The organism is Hypnocyclicus thermotrophus, from assembly GCF_004365575.1.
Lineage (GTDB): Bacteria > Fusobacteriota > Fusobacteriia > Fusobacteriales > Fusobacteriaceae > Hypnocyclicus > Hypnocyclicus thermotrophus.
Genome location: NZ_SOBG01000002.1, coordinates 295,119 through 316,199 on the forward strand (window position 1 = coordinate 295,119; position 21,081 = coordinate 316,199).

Consider the following 21,081-nt stretch of genomic DNA (forward strand, 5'->3'; position numbering starts at 1 on the left):
TAAAAAAAGCTAAGAAAAATCTTAGCTTTTATCTTTTATATTTAAACTCTCCATCAAGTGATGATAAAACATCATATTTTTCAGGTCTTCTATCTCTAAATATTCCCCAAGAACTTCTTTTTAATTCTATTTCATCTAAATCAAATTCATGTACTAATATAGCTTCATTTGTTCTATCAGCTTCATGTAACATTTCACCTTCAGGCCCTGCAATAAATGATGAACCATAAAAAGTAATTTGAGAATCATCTATAACTTCTGTACCTATTCTATTTGATGCAATTACAGGAGTAATATTTGATGCAGCATGACCTCTCATGCACATTTGCCAATGATTTTTAGAGTCAATAGTATTATCTTGAGGTTCGCTACCAATAGCTGTAGGATAGAATATAAGTTCTGCACCGAGAAGTGCTAGAGCTCTAGCTGTTTCTGGAAACCATTGATCCCAACAAATTCCGATACCTATTTTAGCATATTTTGTATTAAATACTTTAAATCCAGTATCACCTGGATTAAAATAAAATTTTTCTTCATATCCTGGGCCATCTGGTATATGAGTCTTTCTATAAACTCCTAAAATTTCTCCATTAGCATCAATTACAGCTATAGAATTGTATTTTGCTCTGTTTTTTCTTTCATAAAAACTAATAGGTAAAACAACATTCAATTCTTTAGCTATTTTTTGAAAATGTTTTATAGCCTTGTTTTTTTCTAATTCTACAGCATATTTAAAGAAATCAGGTTTTTCTTTTTGACAAAAATATACAGTTTCAAAAAGTTCTTGTAACAAAATTATTTGAGCACCTTGATTATGAGCTTTTCTCACAAGTTTTTCAGCAGTTTTTATATTTTCATCAATATCCCAGCTACAAGCCATTTGGGTAGCGGCTACTTTTACTTTTCTCATTATTTTATCACTCCTTTTGGCATTTGTTGTGTTATACAGTGTACATTTCCTCCACCTTTAATAATAGGCATTCCATCAACCATAACAACTTTTCTATCGGGATATATTTTTTCCAATATTTCTTTAGCCTTTAAATCATATTTTTTTGCATCTCCACCAAATGTTGGCAAAATTATCCCTCCATTTACAGGATAATAATTTAAATAACTTAAAGTTAATCTTTCACCATTTATGTATCTAGCAGGTGGTTGTTCTATTTCTATGATTTCTAACTTTCGCCCTTTTGCATCAATAAAATTTCTTAAAATTTCTAAATTTTCTTGAGTAATTTCATAATTTGGATCATTTTTATCATAACATACTTGAAGAACAACAACACCAGGTTTTGCAAAACAAGCAACATTATCTACATGTCCATCGGTTTCATCACCAAATAATCCTCTTTTTAACCAAATAAATTTTTCAACGGATAAATATTTATTTAAATAATCTTCAATATTTTCTTTTTTTAAATGTGGATTTCTATTTTTATTTAATAAACATTCTTCAGTAGTAAGTAAAGTTCCTTCACCATCAACGTGAATAGAACCACCTTCAAGAACAAATGGAGCGTCATATGATTTTACACCATAGTATTCTAAGAGTTTTTTAGCTACTTGATTATCTTTATCATAAGGAAGATACTTTTCCCCCCAAGAATTAAATTTCCAATTTATTCCTCTAAGTTCACCATTATTATTTTTTATAAAAGTAGGTCCATTATCCCTTATCCATGAATCATCATGTTCGATAACTAATATTTCTATTTCATTGTCACACATTTTTTCAGCTTCTTCTTTGTCTGCTTTATTAACAATCATTACAACTGGTTCAAACTTTGAAATTGCTTTAGCAATATTTGCATATCCTTGTTTTGCTTCTAATATACCATCAAACCATATTTCTTCTCTACAAGGCCATTCCATAAATGTTTTTTCTCTTTTTTCCCATTCAGCAGGCATAAAAAAACCTTCTTCTTTTGGATACATTTCTCCTCCTTATATACCTAAATTTCTAAATTCTTAGCGGTTAATTATACCTTATAATATGTTTATTTTCAAGATTTTTTTGACTATAGATTATGTAAATGTTTTTTTGAAGATAAGAAAAATTATAATATATTATTTTAATTTTTTTTGTAAAATTTTGTAAAATAGAGAATTTTAATAATGAAATCAAAATTAATTAAATTTTTTTTATTTTTTGACGATAATTAATAATAAATTATAACTTTGTTAAAGGTGGTCCTATGAAAAGAAAAATAATTATAATATCGATTTTTATATTGATTTTTTCAAATATTTATAGTTATAACTTTAAATTAAATACAGGAATTAATCTAAAAGGAAATTTTAAATTAGACGGTAGTAAATATACAACTTCAAATTCTAGTTTTGGAATAGCAAATTATCTTATTGATTTAGGAAATAATTCTTTTATGGATACGGAAGTTGGAATGGGATTTTTAATATATAATAATAAAGAGTTTGTTGATTATGCAAATGCTGGAATAAATCTTAAATATTATAATGATTTTGATAAGATAAAAGCTTTTTATTATACAGGAGCGGGATATGCATATCCATATTTGATTACATATTATGATGGACAAACAATCGAAGAGATATCTACAGGATTTTATTGGAAAGTTGGGTTTGGGGCAGATTATGAAAAATTGACTTTTGATATAGCTTACAAGATGATGGCTTTAAAAATAAAATCAAATATAATTGATATAGATACAAGTGAGCTTGTAGAAACAACATATAATGTTATATTAAAAAATCTCACTTTATCAATTGGATATTATTTATTTTAAAAAAATACTATAATAAAAAAAGATACTTAAAAAGTATCTTTTTTTAATCTCTTAATTTAATTTAAGTTAATTAAATTAGTGTTGACTTTTTGGAATATATATGGTAATAATGTATTGTAAATTTAAGTTAGTTAAATCAAATTATATAAAAAAAAGATGGTATAGTTATTGCAATATATGAGGAATAAAGAGAAAAAAATATTGGTATATACAAATACTGTTGTTAATTTAATAAAATTAAAATATGGAGGTAAAAAATGAATAGAAAATTAAAATTAGTTGTTATTGGTGGAGGTAGTAGTTATACTCCTGAGCTTATTGAAGGAATTATAAAAAAAAGAAAAGAACTTCCAATTACAGAATTGATATTAGTTGATGTAATAGACGGTGAGGAAAAATTAAAAATAAATTATGATTTAGTAAAAAGAATGTTTAAAAAAGAAAATATTGATATTGATTTTACTTATTCATTAGATAGAAAAGAAGCTTTAAAAGGTGCAGATTTTGTATTAACACAATTTAGAGTAGGAGGTTTTAAATCAAGAATATTAGATGAAGAGATTCCATTAAAATATGGTTTCATAGGTCAAGAAACTACAGGTGCTGGTGGATTTGCAAAAGCACTTAGAACCATTCCTGTAATTATTGATATTTGCAAAGATATGGAAGAAGTAGCAAAAAATGCATGGCTTATAAATTTTACAAATCCAGCTGGAATTATAACAGAAGCTATAAATAAATATACTAATGTTAAAGCAATAGGAGTATGTAATGTACCTATTAATATGAGATATGATGTTGCAAATCAATTAGGTATATCATTAGAAAAAATAAGAGTCCAATTTGTTGGATTGAATCATCTAAGCTTTATTTCTAAAGTAATTGTAGATGGTAAAAATATAATTGAAAAAATTTTATTTGCAAATAAAAATAATGAAAATATAGTTAAAAATATAGAAAAAATAGATGATATAGATATAATAAATCAAAAGATAGGATTAATTTCATCTCCGTATTTACAATATTTTTATTTTCCACAAAAAATGATAAATAAAGAATTAGAAAATATTAATTCTGGAAAAGGAACAAGAGGAACTCAAGTAGCAGCAATTGAAAAAAAATTATTTGAAAAATATAAAGATCCAAATCTTAATGTAAAACCAAAGGAATTAGAAGAGCGTGGTGGTGCTAGATATTCTGAAATTGCAATAAATGTAATAGATAGTATTTATAATAACAAGAATAAAGAATTTGTAGTAAATACGATAAATAATGGAACTTTTGTAGAATTACCTAATAATGTGTCAATAGAAACAAATTGCATAATAAATAATGAAGGAGCTAGACCTATAAATTCTGGAAAATTACCTAAATCAGTAGCACCTTTGATTAAACAAGTAAAAGCCTATGAAGAATATACAATAGAAGCAGCAGTAGAGGGAAATAAAAGAAAAGCATATTTAGCGCTTTTTAATAATCCATTAGTAAATAATAAAGAAAAAATAGAAGAATTATTAAATGAAATTATTATTAAAAATAAGAAATATTTACCAAATTTTTTAGACTAATTTTATAAAAAAACAGGAGGTAAACAAGTGTATATTGCAGGAATTGACGGTGGTGGAACTAAAACACATTGTATAATTGGAGATGAAAAAGGAAATATTATTTCATTTGGAAATGGTGGTCCTGCTAATTATCATAGTGTCGGGATAGAAAGAAGCAAAAATTCATTAAAAGATGCTATTAATGAAGCTTTATTAAATAGTAATCTTAGTTTTGATAATATAGATTTATTTGTTTTTGGTCTATCAGGAGCAGATCAAGAAGATGATTTTATTGTAATAAATAAATTTATAAAAGAAATAATAGGAGATAAAAAATATAAACTTTATCATGACTCGTGGATAGGGCTTCGTAGTGGTAGTAAAGATTATACAGGAATAGCAGCAATTTGTGGTACAGGAACAGGATTTTCTGGTAGACGTAAAGATGGAAAAGAAGTAGTTCTTAGAAATCTTGATTATAAACTTGGAAATAAAGGTGGTGGAGATGAGTTAGCTATTGAAGCATTACATTTTGCATTTAGATCAGAAGAAGGTACATTTTGTAAAACAGAGTTAGAAAATGTAATTCCTAAACTTTTTTCAGTAAAAACAATGGAAGATGTATCTAAGATTATCAAAAATAATAATGTACCAGAAGAAATATTAAAACAAATTCCTATTGAAATTTTTAGATTGGCAAATGAAGGAGATACTATAGCACAAGAATTATTAATTGAACTTGGTGAAACTTTAGGTAGATTTTCTGTATCGGTAATTAAAAAATTAGAAATGGAAAATGATGAAATAAATGTAATTCTGATAGGTAGTATTTATAAAGGAAATTCACCTTTACTTTTAGATGCAATGAAACAAACAATACATAAAGTAGCTAAAAATGTTAATTTGATTTTACCTGATAAACCACCAGTATATGGTGCATATTATTTAGGAATAGATTTGTTATCAAAATCTGGAGGTGATATTAAATGACATGATACTTTTAGCATTAGATATATTTAATATATTAAAGTTTTTCAAAAATTTTTAAAAATTTAGTTATGAAATCAACAAAATGATTTTAATGAAAAAAATGAAAAAAGGAGGAGTTAAATTGAAAATTAAAACAAAATTTTTATTGGTTATTTCTATTTTGGTATTATTTAGTATGACATCTTTTGCAGGTCTTTTTTTTAAAAAAGAAGAAACAAAAGAGCAAAAAAAAGATGATAAAGTAGTAATTAAATTATGGGTAACTCCAGATGCAGAGCATGAAGAAGATTTACAAGCTATTTTAGATAAATTTGAAAAAAAATCTAGAATAAAAGTAGAGAAAACAGTTCTTGGATGGGATATTGTATGGGATAAATTGACTACAGCAGCAACAAGTGGAATAGGACCTGATGTAGTGGAAATAGGTGGAACCTGGGTATCTAGTATAGCTGCTATGGGTGTATTAGAAGATTTATCAAAATATTATGATGCTAATGAGGTAAAAAGTCATTTTTTAGAGCCAACTCTTAAATATAGTAAAGTAAAAGGTGTAGAAGGAGATTTAATTAGTTTACCGTGGATAACTGATGGATATTTATTTTATTATAGAAAAGATTTATATGAAAAAGCTGGGTTAGATCCAAATGAAGTATTTAAAGATTGGGATTCTTTTAAAGAAGCTATGAGAAGATTAGATAATATGGACTTTACAAATGAAAAAGGGGAAAAAATAGCAGCATTTGCACATGGTGGTAAAAATGACTGGAATATTATACATATGATGGGTGGATTTATATGGCAAGCAGGAGGAAACTACATAAATGAAGAAGGAACAAAAGCTTTAATTGCAGAAGATAATGCTATAAATGGAATAAAATATTTTACTAGTTTTGCACAAGAAGGAATAGTTCCAAAAGAATATTTAGAAAAAGATCCATCTGAAATAGAAGCGTTATATGGAGCAGGGAATATAGCAACAATATTGACAGGACCTTGGTTTGCTTCATATCTAGAAAAAACTTTAGCAGGAAAATATGACAGTGAAGCTGATGATGTAAATGCACTAAATCTTGAAAAAAATTCTTATAAAAATACAGATGTTGCTCAACCATTAGCAGGGCCTGCAGGAAGATATACTTTTTCTGGAACAAATAATTTAGCTGTATTTAATTTTTCAAAACATAAAAAAGAAGCAGCAGAATTAGTAAAATATTTAACAACAGATAAAGAAGCACAAATAGATTATTGTAATGCAACAGGGTTATTTACAGTATCAAAAAATGTTGCAAATAGTCCTTATGTAACAGAAAATCATTTTAGAAGTGCTGTAAAATATGCATTTGATCATGGCTATATAAAAGTATATCCAGCTGTACCTGCATGGGGTCCAATTGAAACTGTATTAACTAAAAATTTAGGAATAATATGGGATTTAGTGTCTGGAGTAGAAGGTGAATATACAGAAGAAAAATTAATTGAAAAAATAAAAGAAACAAATACTGAAATGGAAAGAATTATTAGTCAAACAGGGAATAGATAATTTATATAAGTTTTAGAAAGCTTGCCAAAATTGGATTGATTATACTCCCTTTCCAAAGAAACTTTATATAATTTATATCCTAATATTTTGGCAAGACTTCTTTTATAAAATGGAAGGAGCAACAAATGAAAAAAACAATAAAAAAATATAGCTTTGCATATCTTTTAATACTCCCATCAATTATTTCTTTATTTATTGTCCAAGTCATTCCATCATTGCAAGGATTATATATATCATTAATAAAATTAAATCAATTTACATTTAAGGATTTTTTAAAAGCTCCTTTTGTAGGATTACAAAATTATTTTTTTATATTATTTGATCCAAATAGTATGGTGCGTGTTGGATTATTAGGAGCAATAAGAAATAGTGCAATTTTTACAATTTGCGTAATATCAGGAACACTTGTAATGGGATTAGGGTTAGCGATTTTACTTAATCAAAATTTTAAAGGAAAGGGATTAGCTAGAACTTTACTTCTTCTTCCTTGGATAATACCTACATATATTGTTGGGTTATTAGCATCTTTTATGTATAGTTATGATGGAATAATAAATAGAGTTTTAGTTAATATATTACATATTTTACCTGAGCCATTATCATGGAAAGTTGGACCATTGACATTAGTCAGCATTATTTTAATAACAATATGGAGATTTTTTCCTATGACAATGCTTATGTATCTTGCAGCACTTCAAGGAATATCAAAAGATTATTATGAAGCAGCAGAAATAGATGGAGCAAATGATTTACAAAAATTTTGGTATATAACATTGCCATTTTTAAAACCTGTAACGGCAATGATGATTCTTTATGGATTAATTCAACACATTTATTCATTTAATATAGCAGCAATGATGTTTGGGCTTGGTTCTGGATATCCAGGGAAATGGGGAGATCTTATTATGACAAATCTAATGAGGAATTCATTTAGTTTATGGCAATACGGTCCTGGTGGAGCTGCATCAATTGTATTAATGTTATTAGTATTGTTACTTGTTATGGTTTGGTTAAAAATATTTAAAGATTCAATTACAATAGAATAAAGGTGGGAATATGGATTATAAAACTAAAAGAAAAATAAAAAGAATAGCTTCACAAGTACTGTTGTGGATAGCTGTAATAATAGTAATTTTTCCTATTGTATATCTAGTTGCTATATCAGGTTCTACAAGTAATAGTATACGTACAGGAACAGAATTTCAGCATATATCGATTCATAGATATATAAAAAATTTCATAGAAATGCAAAAAAATGCTAATTTTTTTAATTATTTTAAAAATAGTTTAATAGTAATAACAATAACGACGTTTATTGCATTGACACTTTCTATATTTGCAGGATATGCATTAGCAAAATTTAAATTTCCAGGTTCAAATCTATTTGGGATAACTATGCTTAGTACGCAGCTTATTCCTCCAACATTAATTCTTATACCAATGTATTTAATATTCATTACTATTCAAAGAACAATAGGATTACAATTGATTGATACATATTACGGGCTTATAATTCCATATGTTGCAATTTTTACACCTATGAGTATATGGGTTATGAGAGGATTTTTTGCAAATTTACCTAGCGAGCTAGAAGAAGCAGCAAGAATAGATGGATGTAGTAGATTTCAAGCATTTAGACTTATTATGTTGCCTCTTGCAACACCAGGAATTATAGCGACAGGTATATTTATATTTCTTACTGCGTGGGATGAATTGATGTTAGCTAGTGTTCTAACAACATCTGCAAAAGTTCAAACAATACCTATTGGTATAAGATTATTTATAGGAAGAATTCAAAATAGATTTGATTTGACAATGATGGCTGCTTTAGTAATAACTATTCCAGTTGCTATAATATTCTTTGCACTTCAAAAATATTTTGTACAAGGAATGACAGCTGGAGCTGTAAAAGGATAGAAAAGGAGCTTGTATGGACCATGTAATAAAAAAAAATATAAAAAAAAGTAATAAATTTAAAAGAAAATTAATTGTAAAATTATTTATATTATTATTAAGTTTTTTTATTCCAATATCATTTATTACATTAAGAATTGTTTCAAATAATATAGAAAAAAGTATATATAACTCTAATGATAATAATATTCAAAATATTAATACTTTATTAAATACCACTATTGAAAATGTATCTACAATTGCTACTTTAGTAGCAAATAATCCTATAATATCTTCGTTTCAAACATTAGATATGGGAAAATTAACATTAAAATATACAGAAAAATTTCCATATATTTCCAATATAGTAGTATTTAAGTATTCACTTAATAAATTAAAAGAAGTAAGTAGAGTAAATGGTTCAGTTAAAGCAGATTTTTCAGAAAAAACAATAGATGCAATGTATGATAAGAAAAAAAATAAAATTTTTATTTTGATTTCAAAAGATACAAATAAACCTTTATTATTATTAACAACACCTATTTATAAAATGAATTTTTTGGGAATGATTGGAAATGAATTAGGTGGAGTATTAGTTTTTGTACTGGATATAAAAAAAATACAAGAGACTTTATTCTTAAAAAATAAAAATAAAGAGTTTGTAGTCAATGAAAATGGAGAAATTCTATTTTCAAATAGTGAAATACCTATTCTAACTAATTATTCACATAAAGAGTCAGTTAAAAAAGTTTTATTAAAAAAGCAAGGACATATTAGCTATAAATTTAATAAAGAAAAAGTTTTGGCATCATATAGTTATATAAAAAATCTAAATTGGGGAATAATTATAGAGCAAAATTATAACACAGCATTTAAAGAATTAAATAGCTTAAAATTCTTTTTTATAACATTTATTTTTATAATATTTATTGTAGGTGGTATATTTGCTACATTTTTAGCGAATGAAATAACGACACCTATTGAAATACTAAATAAGAATTTTGAAAAAATAAAAAATGGAGATTTAAATATCCATTTTGAAAAAAAACATATAAAAAGAAAAGATGAATTTGGAGAATTATTAAATTCTTTTTTATTAACTATTAAATCAATAAAAAATATTTTAAATAGTATAAGCATGAGTTCAAATACTTTTCAAGAGAGTTCTAGTAAGCTAAATATTGTTACAAGTAAAAATAATGAATCCATAAATGAAATAGAAAAAATAGTTTCTAATTTAATAATAAGTTCTAAAGAAAATGAATCATTGACATCTGAAGGAAAAAATATTTTAGAAAATATATTAAAAAATTCAAAATCTATTTCTAAAAGTTCTGAAGAGATAGAAAAATTAGTAAATGATGCAATTTATATATCAAAAGAAAGTAGCGAAAATATGGAAAATAATGTAGAATTAACATTAAAAACCTATAATTCATTTGATAATATAAATAATAAAATTAATCAATTAAATAATTTTTCAAATAATATAACAGGAATAATAGAATCAATAAAAAGTGTAGCAGAACAAACAAACTTATTAGCACTTAATGCTGCAATAGAAGCAGCAAGAGCAGGAGAAGCAGGTAAGGGGTTTGCAGTAGTAGCAGAAGAAATACGAAAATTAGCTACTAATTCAAATGATTCAGCAGAAGAGATAACAAAGCTTATTTTAATGATACAAGATATGATAAAAGATATTAAAGAAATTTTTGAAAATAATTATAATGAATTTAATTATTTAAAAGAAAATAGCTTAAATACAAAAGAAAAAATAAATACTATTTCAAATAATTCTATTTTTGTTATAAAATCTTTACAAAAAATGCTTGAGTTATCACAAAAACAATTTATATATATATCAGAAATTTCAAATAATTTTAACAATTTAAGTAAATCTACAAATGAAACTTTTACTTATTCTAATATTATAGAAAGTAATATAAAAACTCAAAAAGAAAATAATGTAGAGCTTGATAAAACAAGTAATTTAATGACCTCTCTTTCTAAAAGTTTGAAAAAAACATTAAGTAATTTTAAGAATTTTTAGTTATTTAGTATTTGACTACTTTAAAAAATAACTATAAAATATATGTATACTTTCTAAAAACAATAAAATTTTAGAGTGGAAATTATTTGAAATTAGGGGGCAAAATGCAAACTGTAGGTAATCAAGCATATGCAAAACAAAGAAATAAAAAATTGATAGTAGATATTTTAAGAAAAGAGGGACCTTTATCAAGAGCTGATATAAAAAAATTTATTAATTTGAGTTCACCATCTATTTCTACAAATGTTGAAAGATTGTTAAATGATAATATACTTAAAACATTTGGTAGAGCAAGCTCCATGGGTGGAAGGAAAACAATTTTTTATAATGTAAATTATAATTATGGATATATTATAGGAATAGACCTTTCTTTAGATTATATTTATGTAGGAATTTCAGATTTGAAAGGAACAATTTTAGATAAAAAACGTATTGAAATAACATCTAAAAAATATAAAACAAATTTTAATAATATGATAAATGTTTTATATTCTTTATTAGATGAAAATGATATTTCTAGTGAAAAAATATTATATATATGTGTATCATCTCCTGGAGTATTAAAAGAAAATGGAGAATTAAAATATGTAGATTCTGAAGATTGGTTTTATGAAAGTTCTATATTTAAAGATTTAGAAAAAACTTTTAATAAAAAAATATTTGTAGAGAATGATGTTAATTTAGCTGTTTTTGCTGAATTTAAAAGAGGAGTAGGAAATTCTTTTTCATATTTAAGTTATATAAAAATTGATAAAGGACTTGGAGCAGGAATAATATTTAATGGAGAGATTTTAAAAGGAAAAAAAGGAGAAGCAGGAGAAGTAGGATTTTCTTTACTTAGAAATAAAAACGGAGATATAATTAGTTTAGAAAAAGAATTACATTTAGAAAGAATTTATAAGGAGATATCAGAAGATATTAATGATGGTCAAAAAACAATAATAAGTGAATTAGTAAATGGTCATTTAGAAAATATAGATATTGATATAATTGCAAAAGCTATTACATTAAATGATGAATATATTAAAATAAAAATAAAATATTTTGCTGAAGAATTAGGGATATTTATATCAAATATTATGTCAATATTAAGTTTAGAATCAATAATTATAGGAGGTTCTATAAAAAAAATAGGAAAATATTTTTTAGATGAAGTACGGCAATTTGTAAGTGAAAATTTACCATTTGAAGTAACTATTCTTTATTCAAATTTTGATGATGAAACAGGATTAATAGGAGCTTTTGAAATGGGAATCGATTATTTTTTTAATAATTTGTTTAAAGAATAAATTTAAGAAAGGAGTTTTATTTGAAAAAAAAATTATTTTTGATATTATTATTTTTAAATGTATTAGGATGTAATAATTTAAAGATTAATAATCACAAAGATTTAGAAATAATAAAGCCAAATTTAAAGTCACAAAATGAATTAAATAAAGATATAATTGATTTTTATAAAAAATGGGAAAAATTATATATAAAAAAAGTACAAAATACAAAACAAAAACAACTTTATTTAGACTATGGTATAGAAGCTAGAAAAAATAAAGAGGCATTGTCAGAATGGTTCATTCCTTTTAATGCAGTAACTACCTCAGAATCTCATGGATATGCCATGGTAGTGGTAGCTTCTATGGCAAATATCGATAAAGAAAATTCATTAAAATACAAAGAAAAATTTAATTCTTTATATAGATTTTTTAGAGCACATCCTAGTAAATACAGTAAAAATTTAATGAGTTGGCAAGAAGTTGGAATAGGATTAAAAAAAGAAAATGGTATAGTTATAGGGGAAATAGAAAAAATATTAAATACACCAAGTGGTGCTGATTCAGCAATTGATGGTGATATGGATATTGCTTATTCGTTATTAATAGCGGATAAAATATGGGGAAGTAATGGAGAAATTAATTATAAATTAGAAGCAATAAAAGTAATAAATGCTATAATGGAAAATGAAATAAATAAAAAATCATATACTCTTTTACTAGGTGATTGGGTAAGAAATGGTGCTAGTGGAAATAGAAAGTATTTATGGATAACACGTTCTTCAGATTTTATGTTAGATCATATTAGAGCTTTTTCAGTAATAGATAAAAAATATTCTAATGAATGGAAAAAAGTATTAGAGAGTACTGAGGAAATAATAAATTATAATGTGAAAAAATTTAGTGATAACACAGGTCTTGTAGCAGATTTTTTAGAGAGAGATAATAATAAGTTTATCCCTGCTATTGGGAATGTATTAGAAGGTAAAAATGATGGTGATTATAATTGGAATGCTTGTAGAAATCCTTGGAGATTTTCTGTAGATGCTATTTATAATGGCTCAACTAAAATAAATTCATCTATAATTACATTAAATAAATGGATTAGAAAAAAAACAAAAAACAATCCAGAAAATATAAGGCCTGGATATTATATAAGAAACGGAAAAACAGGTGAAATTATTGGAGATAGAGAGAGCTGGGGAGAAGATATGTCATTTACGGCACCATTTTTAGTAAGTGCATGTATAGGAAAAGAAAATCAAAATTGGTTAAATAAATTGTGGGAACATGTAGTGGATACGCCATTAGATGAAGCAGAATATTTTGGAAATGCCTTAAAAATGCAAGCTTTAATTATAGCATCAGGTAATTGGATTAGTATAAAATAAAAACTGTCTAGAAACTTCTAGACAGTTTTTATTTTTTTATTAATCACCAAAACTTATTCCAGTAGCTTTTGCAGATTTTATTGCTATATTATCAACAGGAACTATTTGTACCTTTTCTGCTACTTCTTCAAGAGGAATAGATACAACATTAAGACCTTTTGCTGCTACCATCTTATTATATTTTCCTTTTGCTAAAAGTTCAGCGCCCTTTACACCAAATTGAGTTGATATAACTCTATCGTATCCAGTAGGAGTTCCTCCTCTTTGAAGATAACCAAGAACAGAGACTCTTGACTCAAAATCTGAAATAGCATTAAGTTCTTTTGAAACCCTATATCCAGCACTTAAACCTGATTTTTTTCTTTTTTTCTTTAATTCTTTTTTAGTTAAATTTGCTTCATCAATTGATACAGCACCTTCTGCTACTGCTATTACACAGAACGGATTTTTAGAAGACATTCTTTTTTCTACATGTTTTTTTATTTTTTTTATATCATATGGTATTTCAGGAATAATAATGACATCAGCACCTCCTGCAAGTCCAGCATATAGAGCAAGCCATCCAGCAGAATTTCCCATAATTTCAGCTATTAAAACTCTTTTATGAGAGCTAGCAGTAGTATGGAGTCTATCAAGTGCATCTGTACAAAATTCTAATGCAGAATGGAATCCAAATGAAATATCATTGCCATAAATATCATTATCAATTGTTTTTGGGAGTCCGATTACATTACAACCTTCTTTACTTAGCCAATATCCTCTTTTTTGAGTTCCATTACCACCAAGAACAACAAGGCAGTCTAATTCCCATTTTTTATATGTTTCAACCATTTTTTTAACTTTTTCTGGATCTTTAAAAGGTCTTTCTCTTGACGATCCCAAAATACTTCCACCTTTGTGGAGAATACCAGAAAAATCAGTTTCAGTCATAAGTTTCGCATTGTTATTTACCAAGCCTCTATATCCTTCGTAAAATCCAACTATTTCCATATTATATTTACCCATTGCTGTTTTAGCAAGTCCTCTCATAGCTGCATTTAATCCTGGGCAATCACCACCAGCAGTTAATACTCCAAATCTTTTTGTAACAGATTCCATTCTATCCCTCCTTAAAAATAATTGCTATATAATTTATACAATAAAAAACCTAAAATCCTTTTAATTTTTTAAAGGAATTTTTTATTATATTAGTATAGTAATTATGGAATTATTTTTAAATTAAGGAGGTTTATATGCTAACAAAATTTTTTCAAAAACAACTTATGATGAGGAAAGTACTTTATTCTTTAATACCTATTTTTATTTATTCTATTTATTTACATGGACTCAAATTTCTAATATCAACGATTTTCATTTTTTTATTTGGTTCTATTACTGAATATTTTTTTACAAAAATACAAAATAAAAAAATATCAGAAGCAGTACTTGTAAGTTGTGCTTTATACGCATTATCGATACCACCATATGCACCTATTTGGATAAGCAGTATAGGAATAATTTTTGGTATTACTTTTGCTAAAATGGTATTTGGGGGATTTGGTAGAAATATATTTAATCCAGCAATTGCTGCAAGATTATTTGTATATATATCATTTCCAGTAGCATTTAATTCTTATACACTAGATACAGCAGTAGGAGCAACTCCACTTAGTATATTTAGAAATGGATATACATTTTCTAAAATCAGATTGTTTTTAGGAAATTATTTAGGTACTTTTGGAGAAACATCAACTTTACTTATTATTTTAGCAGCAATTTATTTGATTTACACTAAAACTGCCAATTGGAAGCTTATGTTTTCCACTTTACTTTCTTTTTCTATTTTAAACTCAATATTTTATTTTACAAATATTATAAATATAGATCCATTATCATCTATATTTGCAGGAAGTTTTTTATTTGTAATAGTATTTATGGTAACAGATCCTGTTACTGCACCTAAGCAAAAATTGTCTATATGGCTTTATGGGACATTAATAGGTTTGTCAATATCTCTTATAAGAACTTTTTCACTATTTCCAGAAGGAACAAGTTTTGCAATACTTTTAGGAAATAGTTTTGCACCTTTATTTGATGAATTTAGTAAAAAAATAAAAGAAAGAAAGGAGGCAAAAGCATGAAAAAAGATAATATAGTTTATACAGTGATATTTTCAGTAGTTATTACTTTTATCTTTGTATTTCTTTTGTCTCTAACATATCAAGCTACAAAAGGAAAAGTAGCAAAAAATGAAAAACTTTTTGAAATAAAAGCATTTTTAAATTCGGCAGGTTATGACTTAAACACTATAAATAATTATGAAGAGTTTTTTAATGAAAATTTTAAAGAAGAAAAAACTAATATATGGTCAACAAATAAAAACGGGGAAAAAATAATAATTTATAAATTTTCTGGTAATGGATTATGGGGAACAATTTATGGAGTTATAGCATTTAATAAAAATTTAGATAAAATAATAGGGCTAGAGATAACTTCTCATAGTGAAACTCCTGGGCTTGGAGGAAGAATTGAAGAAGAGTGGTTTAAAAATCAGTTTAAAAATCAGCAGATTAACGATAAATTTAAAATTGTAATGGGTGATGGAAAAGGTGATTTTGAACCAAATGATAATAGTGTAGATGGAATAACAGGAGCAACTCGTACTACTGAGTCACTTCAAAAAATTATTGTAGATGCATATGAATTTGTAAAATCAAATCGTTAGGAGGGAACTATGAGCATACTTAAAGAAAACTTATGGGAAAACAATCCTGTTTTTGTACAAATATTAGGGATTTGTAGTACACTAGCTGTTACAAATAATCTTACAAATACATTTATAATGACAGTAGCTCTTATATTTGTTACAGCATTTTCTAGTTTAACAGTATCTCTATTAAAAGAGTATATACCAAAAAAAGTAAGAATGATAATTCAAACTTTAATTATAGCATTTTATGTAATATTTGTAGATATATTGCTTCGTGCATATTTGCCAAATATAAGTAAAGCACTTGGGCCTTATGTTGGATTAATTATTACAAATTGTATTATCATGGGAAGAGCAGAAGCTTTTGCACAATCAAATCCACCGATTTTATCATTTTGGGATGGATTTACCTCAGGATTAGGTTATATGTGGGTACTTATGATAATAGCATTTTTTAGAGAGTTTTTAGGCTTTGGAACACTGTTTGGTATAAGTGTGGCACCTAGTGGATTTACAACATGGACAATTATGATAATGGCTCCGAGTGCTTTCTTTTTATTAGGTACACTTATTTGGATTAGTAAAACTATTATGCTTAAAAAGGAGGTTAAATAATGAGTCCAGATATTAGTCCGATAGTATTATTTTTTGCTTCAATATTTACAAGCAATATTTTATTAGCCAATTTTTTAGGAATGTGTTCATTTATATCTATATCAAAAGATATGAATTCATCAAATGGTCTTGGAATGGCGGTAACTGCTGTTCTTACTATTACGGCAGCTATTAACTGGGTAGTTATTAATTATATACTTATTCCTTTTGATCTTTTGTATTTACGATATATTGTATTTATTGTAGTTATTGCAGCAACTGTGCAAATATTAGAAATGTTAATTGATAGATTATCACCGAGTCTTTATATGGCTCTTGGGATATTTTTACCGTTAATTACGGTAAATTGTGCAATATTAGGAGTATCACTTTTTATAGAAATAAGAAAATATACTTTTATTCAAACTCTTTTTTACGCTTTTGGAGCTGGACTTGGATGGTGGCTTGCTATAATGCTTCTTTCTGCAATACAAAAGAAAATAGCTAATGCACCAGTCCCAGCAGGATTAAAAGGGCCTGGAATAACATTAATTACAATAGGGTTTATGGCAATGGCATTTATTGGTTTTTCTGGAATGCTTATTGTACAATAACATAAAAGGAGGTAAATTATGGAGTTTATTATAGCACCTCTAATTATATCAATTCTTACTGGAATATTAGCAGCTATTATTTCGATTACAGATAAAATTGTAAATAATTATGGTGAAATTACTATTTCTATAAATAATGGTAAAAAGGAAATAAAAATAGATGGAGGAGAAAATCTTTTAACAACATTATCTTCTAAAGAAATTTATCTACCTTCTGCATGTGGTGGAAGAGGAAGTTGTGGAGCCTGTAAATGTAAAGTAACAAGTGATGTAGGAGAATATTTACCAACAGAGATACCGTATCTTACAAAAGAAGAAATGAAAGAAAATATAAGATTAGGATGTCAAATAAAATTAAAAAAAGATATTTCAATAGAAATTCCGGATAGTTTATTTAATGTAAAAAAATATGAAGCTGTTGTTGAAAAAATAGTAGATGTAACACATGATATAAAAGAAGTACTATTTAATTTAGGAAATGAAGAAATAAACTTTACTGCAGGAATGTATATGCAACTATGTATACCGCCATATGATAAAATAAAAAATGAAACTCAAAGAGCATATTCGATATCATCAAAACCAAGTGATAAACATCATATTGAACTACTAATAAGACTTGTTCCTGGAGGAATTGCGACAACATGGGTACATACATACTTAAAAGAGGGAGATAAAGTGAAGTTAATAGGCCCATTTGGAGAATTTGAAGCAACACCTACAAATAGTACAATGATATGTGTAGCAGGTGGATCTGGTATGGCGCCATTTAAATCTATGCTTTATCATATGTATGAAAATAACATTAATGATAGAGAGATATGGTACTTTTTTGGAGCTAGAACTAAAAAAGACTTATTTTATTTAGAGGAATTAGCAGAATTACAAGAAAAATGGCCAAATTTTCATTTTGTACCGGCATTATCTGAACCAGAAGGTGAAGAATGGAAAGGCGAATCAGGTCTTATTACAGATGTTTTAGATAGATATTTAAAAACAATAATTAATTCAGGATATAAAGAGGGATATCTATGTGGAAGTCCAGGAATGATAAATGCTTGTAATAATGTAATGACTGCAAATGGAATAAAACTTGAAAATATTTATTATGATAAATTTGCTTAAGGAGGTAAAATAGATGAAACTTTCTCCAAAATATGAAAAAGCAATGGCAAATATGCAAGTAGGAATAATATCAGCACAAGGTTTTTTAGGTGATGAAGAAATAAATTTAGTTGATATTATTAATAGAGATGAAAATGAATTTAATAAATTAGGATTAAAGTTTGATGAGGTAGCAAAAAAACTAAAATATTTATTAGAAAAAGGTCAAAAAGGGTTAGGAGAACCTATTACAGTTGATGAAAGATGGTTAGTACAAGTATATGAAGCAAAAGGGAAAATGCCATGTCCATTTGAAGATTACATGGCTCAAAAAAGCGTAGTAACTTTAACAGATAAAAATACAAATCATAAATTAATGTATACAGATTTATCAATACATTTAATTGAAAAGCATCATTTTTTAGAAGGAAAAGGAAGTACTTTTAGACTTGAACCTAAGATATTAAAAAAAATATTATATTAAAAAAAGAGCCGTACGGCTCTTTTTTTTATTTACATGATGTAATTAAAACACCTTTTTTAGCAAGATTTTTTTTATTTTTTTCCTGCTGTTTTTTTAAATATTTTTCTTTTAATTTTTTTAAAGTTTCAGTTTCTTCTCTTAAAACACCCATTGATTAAGCCCCCTTGTAATTTTTATTTTGAAATCATTATGCCCTCTAATATATCGTTTTCAGATACTAAAATAACCCTTTTATTAAAATATTTCAATAATATTTTTAATATTAAAGTACCTGCTACTATAACTTCTGCTCTTTTAGGATGTAGTCCAACAATTTTTTTTCTTTCATCTATTGATTTTGACATAAATAATTCTAAATTATTTTCAATATCTTTTATATTTAATAAATAATTGTGTATTTCTTTTGTATCATATTCTTTTAATCCCTTTAAAACTGATACTTGAGTAGTTACTGTACCAGCTACTCCAACTAACTCATATTCATCAAAATTAAAATATTTTAATTTGGTTTGATCTAACATATTATAAACAAAATTTTTCATTTTTGCAATATTTTCTTTATATTTATCATTTTTAAAAAATTTCTCTTTTATACGTACAGAACCAAAGTTAAAACTTTTTATAAAAGAAATATTGTCTTTAGTTCCAATTATTATTTCAGTACTTCCACCACCTATATCAATAGCAATAAATTTTTTATTATCTTTAATTTCAGATAAAATACCGTTAAAACAGTAAATTCCCTCTTGTTCGCCTGAAATACATTTAATGTTTAAGCCAACTTCATTTTTTACTCTTGAGATAAATATATTTTTATTACTAGAATCTCTTGTAGCAGATGTTGCACAGGATTTAACATCACTTATTTTGTATTTATCAATTATATATTTATAATTTTTTAAAACTTCAATAGTTCTTTCTATGGCACTATCTTTTAAAAAGCCATTTTTATCAACATCTTCACCAAGTCTTGTTATTTCCATAAGTTTTAAATACTTTTTATTAATATATCCATTATAAAGTTCAGCAATAAATAATCGAACACTATTAGTGCCTATGTCGATTATAGCACGAAGTTTTGTATCAGTTATTTTATCATATAATTCTTTTAATTTTTCTATTTCTAAATCAATAAATTTTACTGTACCAAGTTTTGGACATATAACAAGTCTTAGTTTTTCACTTTTATTTTTTTTATCTTTTTTAAAAATCTTTATCATTGTTTCAAAATCATATTTTGGTACTAAATATGACATGTTTAATTTTTGAAATAATTCTATTTGTTTATCAACAACTTCTTTTTCTACAAGGCCTAATTCATATCCAAGTTTATTAACAAAATTCATACCAAGAATTACTGCTTCACCGTGTGTATAAACTTTATAATTAGTTATTTTTTCAATAACATGTCCATAACTATGCCCATAATTAAGTGCAGCTCTTATTCCATTTTCTTTCTCATCTTTTGATACAACCGCTGCTTTTGTTTGACAGCTATGAAATATCATTTTAATAAAAGTATCTTTATCAAAATTATTTATTTTTTCATAATTTTTAAAGATGAAATCATAAAATTCTTTATTAAAAGTAGCAGCCATTTTAATTATCTCTCCAAGGCCACTTTTTATTTCTCTTGTTTCTAATGTTTTTAATACACTAATATCTACTAAAACTAATTTTGGTTGGTAAAAACTTCCAATTATATTTTTCGCTTTGTAATTTACAGCAACTTTACCACCAATACTAGCGTCTACCTGTGAAAGAAGTGTTGTGGGTACTTGTATAAAATCAATTCCTCTCATAAAAGTAGCTGCTACATAACCGGATAAGTCACATACAACTCCTCCTCCTAGTGATATAATAAGACTTTTTCTATTAAAATTATTTTCGAGCATAAAATCATATATTGGAAGTACAGTATCTAATTTTTTATACTCTTCTCCATCTTCTATTGTGAATGTAAATATATTATCTTTTTTTTTAAAAGAATTTAAAAATTTTTCTAAATATAAAGGTCCAACAGTAGTATTAGTGATAATAAGTATTTTTTTGTAATCATTTATATAATTATTTATCTCATTAAAAATATTCTCTCCCATTAAAATATCATAGCTTTTTTCTTTTAAATCCACCCTTAGTTTTTCCATAT

At 26.0% G+C, this 21,081-nt stretch carries 20 protein-coding genes; 15 read left to right on the forward strand and 5 right to left on the reverse strand.

What is annotated here, in order from left to right:
* Positions 1-28: 28 nt before the first annotated feature.
* Together aguB and aguA are read right to left on the reverse strand one after the other, a co-directional pair.
* Positions 29-910, reverse strand: a complete 882-nt coding sequence (gene aguB / locus EV215_RS03375; RefSeq protein ID WP_134112580.1) for an N-carbamoylputrescine amidase — start codon at positions 908-910, stop codon at positions 29-31.
* Positions 910-1,938 (reverse strand): agmatine deiminase, encoded by a 1,029-nt coding sequence (gene aguA, locus EV215_RS03380; protein WP_134112581.1) that lies wholly within the window; start codon positions 1,936-1,938, stop codon positions 910-912. The genes aguB and aguA overlap by 1 nt, the downstream gene beginning before the upstream one ends.
* 260 nt (positions 1,939-2,198) lie before the next feature.
* Between aguA and EV215_RS03385 the strand changes: the two genes are divergently transcribed.
* From EV215_RS03385 to EV215_RS03425, 9 genes are all read left to right on the forward strand, one after another.
* Positions 2,199-2,768, forward strand: coding sequence for a hypothetical protein (locus EV215_RS03385; RefSeq protein ID WP_134112582.1), 570 nt, complete (start codon positions 2,199-2,201; stop codon positions 2,766-2,768).
* A 257-nt stretch (positions 2,769-3,025) separates the two neighbouring features.
* Complete coding sequence (locus EV215_RS03390) at positions 3,026-4,336, forward strand: 6-phospho-beta-glucosidase (protein WP_134112583.1); 1,311 nt, start codon at positions 3,026-3,028, stop codon at positions 4,334-4,336.
* Positions 4,337-4,363: 27 nt separating this feature from the next.
* Entirely contained in the window at positions 4,364-5,305 is a 942-nt protein-coding gene (locus EV215_RS03395; protein ID WP_134112584.1) for a BadF/BadG/BcrA/BcrD ATPase family protein, read from the forward strand.
* A 121-nt stretch (positions 5,306-5,426) separates the two neighbouring features.
* Positions 5,427-6,845: an extracellular solute-binding protein gene (locus EV215_RS03400; protein WP_166667334.1), complete on the forward strand. Its 1,419-nt coding sequence runs from the start codon at positions 5,427-5,429 to the stop codon at positions 6,843-6,845.
* Positions 6,846-6,970: 125 nt separating this feature from the next.
* Positions 6,971-7,891: a carbohydrate ABC transporter permease gene (locus EV215_RS03405; protein ID WP_134112586.1), complete on the forward strand. Its 921-nt coding sequence runs from the start codon at positions 6,971-6,973 to the stop codon at positions 7,889-7,891.
* Positions 7,892-7,901: 10 nt separating this feature from the next.
* Positions 7,902-8,762, forward strand: a complete 861-nt coding sequence (locus EV215_RS03410) for a carbohydrate ABC transporter permease (protein ID WP_134112587.1) — start codon at positions 7,902-7,904, stop codon at positions 8,760-8,762.
* Between the two features lie 13 nt (positions 8,763-8,775).
* Positions 8,776-10,788: a methyl-accepting chemotaxis protein gene (locus EV215_RS03415; protein ID WP_134112588.1), complete on the forward strand. Its 2,013-nt coding sequence runs from the start codon at positions 8,776-8,778 to the stop codon at positions 10,786-10,788.
* Between the two features lie 104 nt (positions 10,789-10,892).
* The gene (locus EV215_RS03420; RefSeq protein ID WP_134112589.1) at positions 10,893-12,077 is read left to right on the forward strand and encodes an ROK family protein; all 1,185 of its coding nucleotides are present in this window, start codon (positions 10,893-10,895) and stop codon (positions 12,075-12,077) included.
* Positions 12,078-12,097: 20 nt separating this feature from the next.
* Positions 12,098-13,447, forward strand: a complete 1,350-nt coding sequence (locus EV215_RS03425; RefSeq protein WP_134112590.1) for a glycosyl hydrolase family 8 — start codon at positions 12,098-12,100, stop codon at positions 13,445-13,447.
* Positions 13,448-13,486: 39 nt separating this feature from the next.
* On the opposite strand, the gene EV215_RS03430 is transcribed toward EV215_RS03425, so the two are convergent.
* Positions 13,487-14,545 carry a 6-phosphofructokinase gene (locus EV215_RS03430; RefSeq protein ID WP_134112591.1) on the reverse strand — a complete coding sequence of 353 codons (1,059 nt, stop codon included), beginning with the start codon at positions 14,543-14,545 and terminating at the stop codon, positions 13,487-13,489.
* Between the two features lie 134 nt (positions 14,546-14,679).
* Here EV215_RS03430 and EV215_RS03435 point away from each other — a divergent pair, with 134 nt between their 5' ends.
* The 6 genes from EV215_RS03435 to EV215_RS03460 are packed head-to-tail and all read left to right on the forward strand — an operon-like array spanning position 14,680 to position 18,932.
* The gene (locus tag EV215_RS03435) at positions 14,680-15,567 is read left to right on the forward strand and encodes an RnfABCDGE type electron transport complex subunit D (RefSeq protein WP_134112592.1); all 888 of its coding nucleotides are present in this window, start codon (positions 14,680-14,682) and stop codon (positions 15,565-15,567) included.
* Complete coding sequence (locus EV215_RS03440; protein WP_134112593.1) at positions 15,564-16,151, forward strand: RnfABCDGE type electron transport complex subunit G; 588 nt, start codon at positions 15,564-15,566, stop codon at positions 16,149-16,151. Before EV215_RS03435 ends, EV215_RS03440 begins: the two co-directional genes overlap by 4 nt.
* Before the next feature lie 9 nt (positions 16,152-16,160).
* Complete coding sequence (locus EV215_RS03445) at positions 16,161-16,751, forward strand: NADH:ubiquinone reductase (Na(+)-transporting) subunit D (RefSeq protein WP_134112594.1); 591 nt, start codon at positions 16,161-16,163, stop codon at positions 16,749-16,751.
* Positions 16,751-17,344, forward strand: a complete 594-nt coding sequence (locus tag EV215_RS03450; RefSeq protein ID WP_134112595.1) for an NADH:ubiquinone reductase (Na(+)-transporting) subunit E — start codon at positions 16,751-16,753, stop codon at positions 17,342-17,344. Before EV215_RS03445 ends, EV215_RS03450 begins: the two co-directional genes overlap by 1 nt.
* Before the next feature lie 18 nt (positions 17,345-17,362).
* The gene (locus tag EV215_RS03455) at positions 17,363-18,469 is read left to right on the forward strand and encodes an NADH:ubiquinone reductase (Na(+)-transporting) subunit F (protein ID WP_134112596.1); all 1,107 of its coding nucleotides are present in this window, start codon (positions 17,363-17,365) and stop codon (positions 18,467-18,469) included.
* Between the two features lie 13 nt (positions 18,470-18,482).
* Entirely contained in the window at positions 18,483-18,932 is a 450-nt protein-coding gene (locus EV215_RS03460) for a hypothetical protein (RefSeq protein ID WP_134112597.1), read from the forward strand.
* 25 nt (positions 18,933-18,957) lie between these two features.
* Here the strand turns inward: EV215_RS03460 and EV215_RS10660 are convergent, their stop codons facing one another.
* Together EV215_RS10660 and aroB are read right to left on the reverse strand one after the other, a co-directional pair.
* On the reverse strand, positions 18,958-19,083 hold the full coding sequence (locus EV215_RS10660) for a hypothetical protein (protein ID WP_306767437.1): 126 nt from the start codon (positions 19,081-19,083) through the stop codon (positions 18,958-18,960).
* Between the two features lie 22 nt (positions 19,084-19,105).
* Positions 19,106-21,079, reverse strand: a complete 1,974-nt coding sequence (aroB, locus tag EV215_RS03465) for a 3-dehydroquinate synthase (RefSeq protein WP_134112598.1) — start codon at positions 21,077-21,079, stop codon at positions 19,106-19,108.
* Positions 21,080-21,081: the final 2 nt, after the last annotated feature.

What these genes read in the sequence shown, in the direction of transcription:
- EV215_RS03430 (WP_134112591.1), bottom strand. Translation starts at nt 14,545, where the DNA reads ATGGAATCTGTTACAAAAAGATTTGGAGTATTAACTGCTGGTGGTGAT.
- EV215_RS03445 (WP_134112594.1), top strand. Translation starts at nt 16,161, where the DNA reads ATGAGCATACTTAAAGAAAACTTATGGGAAAACAATCCTGTTTTTGTA.
- EV215_RS03440 (WP_134112593.1), top strand. Translation starts at nt 15,564, where the DNA reads ATGAAAAAAGATAATATAGTTTATACAGTGATATTTTCAGTAGTTATT.
- EV215_RS10660 (WP_306767437.1), bottom strand. Translation starts at nt 19,083, where the DNA reads ATGGGTGTTTTAAGAGAAGAAACTGAAACTTTAAAAAAATTAAAAGAA.
- EV215_RS03435 (WP_134112592.1), top strand. Translation starts at nt 14,680, where the DNA reads ATGCTAACAAAATTTTTTCAAAAACAACTTATGATGAGGAAAGTACTT.
- EV215_RS03415 (WP_134112588.1), top strand. Translation starts at nt 8,776, where the DNA reads ATGGACCATGTAATAAAAAAAAATATAAAAAAAAGTAATAAATTTAAA.
- EV215_RS03390 (WP_134112583.1), top strand. Translation starts at nt 3,026, where the DNA reads ATGAATAGAAAATTAAAATTAGTTGTTATTGGTGGAGGTAGTAGTTAT.
- EV215_RS03420 (WP_134112589.1), top strand. Translation starts at nt 10,893, where the DNA reads ATGCAAACTGTAGGTAATCAAGCATATGCAAAACAAAGAAATAAAAAA.
- EV215_RS03455 (WP_134112596.1), top strand. Translation starts at nt 17,363, where the DNA reads ATGGAGTTTATTATAGCACCTCTAATTATATCAATTCTTACTGGAATA.
- aguB (WP_134112580.1), bottom strand. Translation starts at nt 910, where the DNA reads ATGAGAAAAGTAAAAGTAGCCGCTACCCAAATGGCTTGTAGCTGGGAT.
- EV215_RS03450 (WP_134112595.1), top strand. Translation starts at nt 16,751, where the DNA reads ATGAGTCCAGATATTAGTCCGATAGTATTATTTTTTGCTTCAATATTT.
- EV215_RS03410 (WP_134112587.1), top strand. Translation starts at nt 7,902, where the DNA reads ATGGATTATAAAACTAAAAGAAAAATAAAAAGAATAGCTTCACAAGTA.
- EV215_RS03460 (WP_134112597.1), top strand. Translation starts at nt 18,483, where the DNA reads ATGAAACTTTCTCCAAAATATGAAAAAGCAATGGCAAATATGCAAGTA.
- EV215_RS03405 (WP_134112586.1), top strand. Translation starts at nt 6,971, where the DNA reads ATGAAAAAAACAATAAAAAAATATAGCTTTGCATATCTTTTAATACTC.
- aguA (WP_134112581.1), bottom strand. Translation starts at nt 1,938, where the DNA reads ATGTATCCAAAAGAAGAAGGTTTTTTTATGCCTGCTGAATGGGAAAAA.
- aroB (WP_134112598.1), bottom strand. Translation starts at nt 21,079, where the DNA reads ATGGAAAAACTAAGGGTGGATTTAAAAGAAAAAAGCTATGATATTTTA.
- EV215_RS03385 (WP_134112582.1), top strand. Translation starts at nt 2,199, where the DNA reads ATGAAAAGAAAAATAATTATAATATCGATTTTTATATTGATTTTTTCA.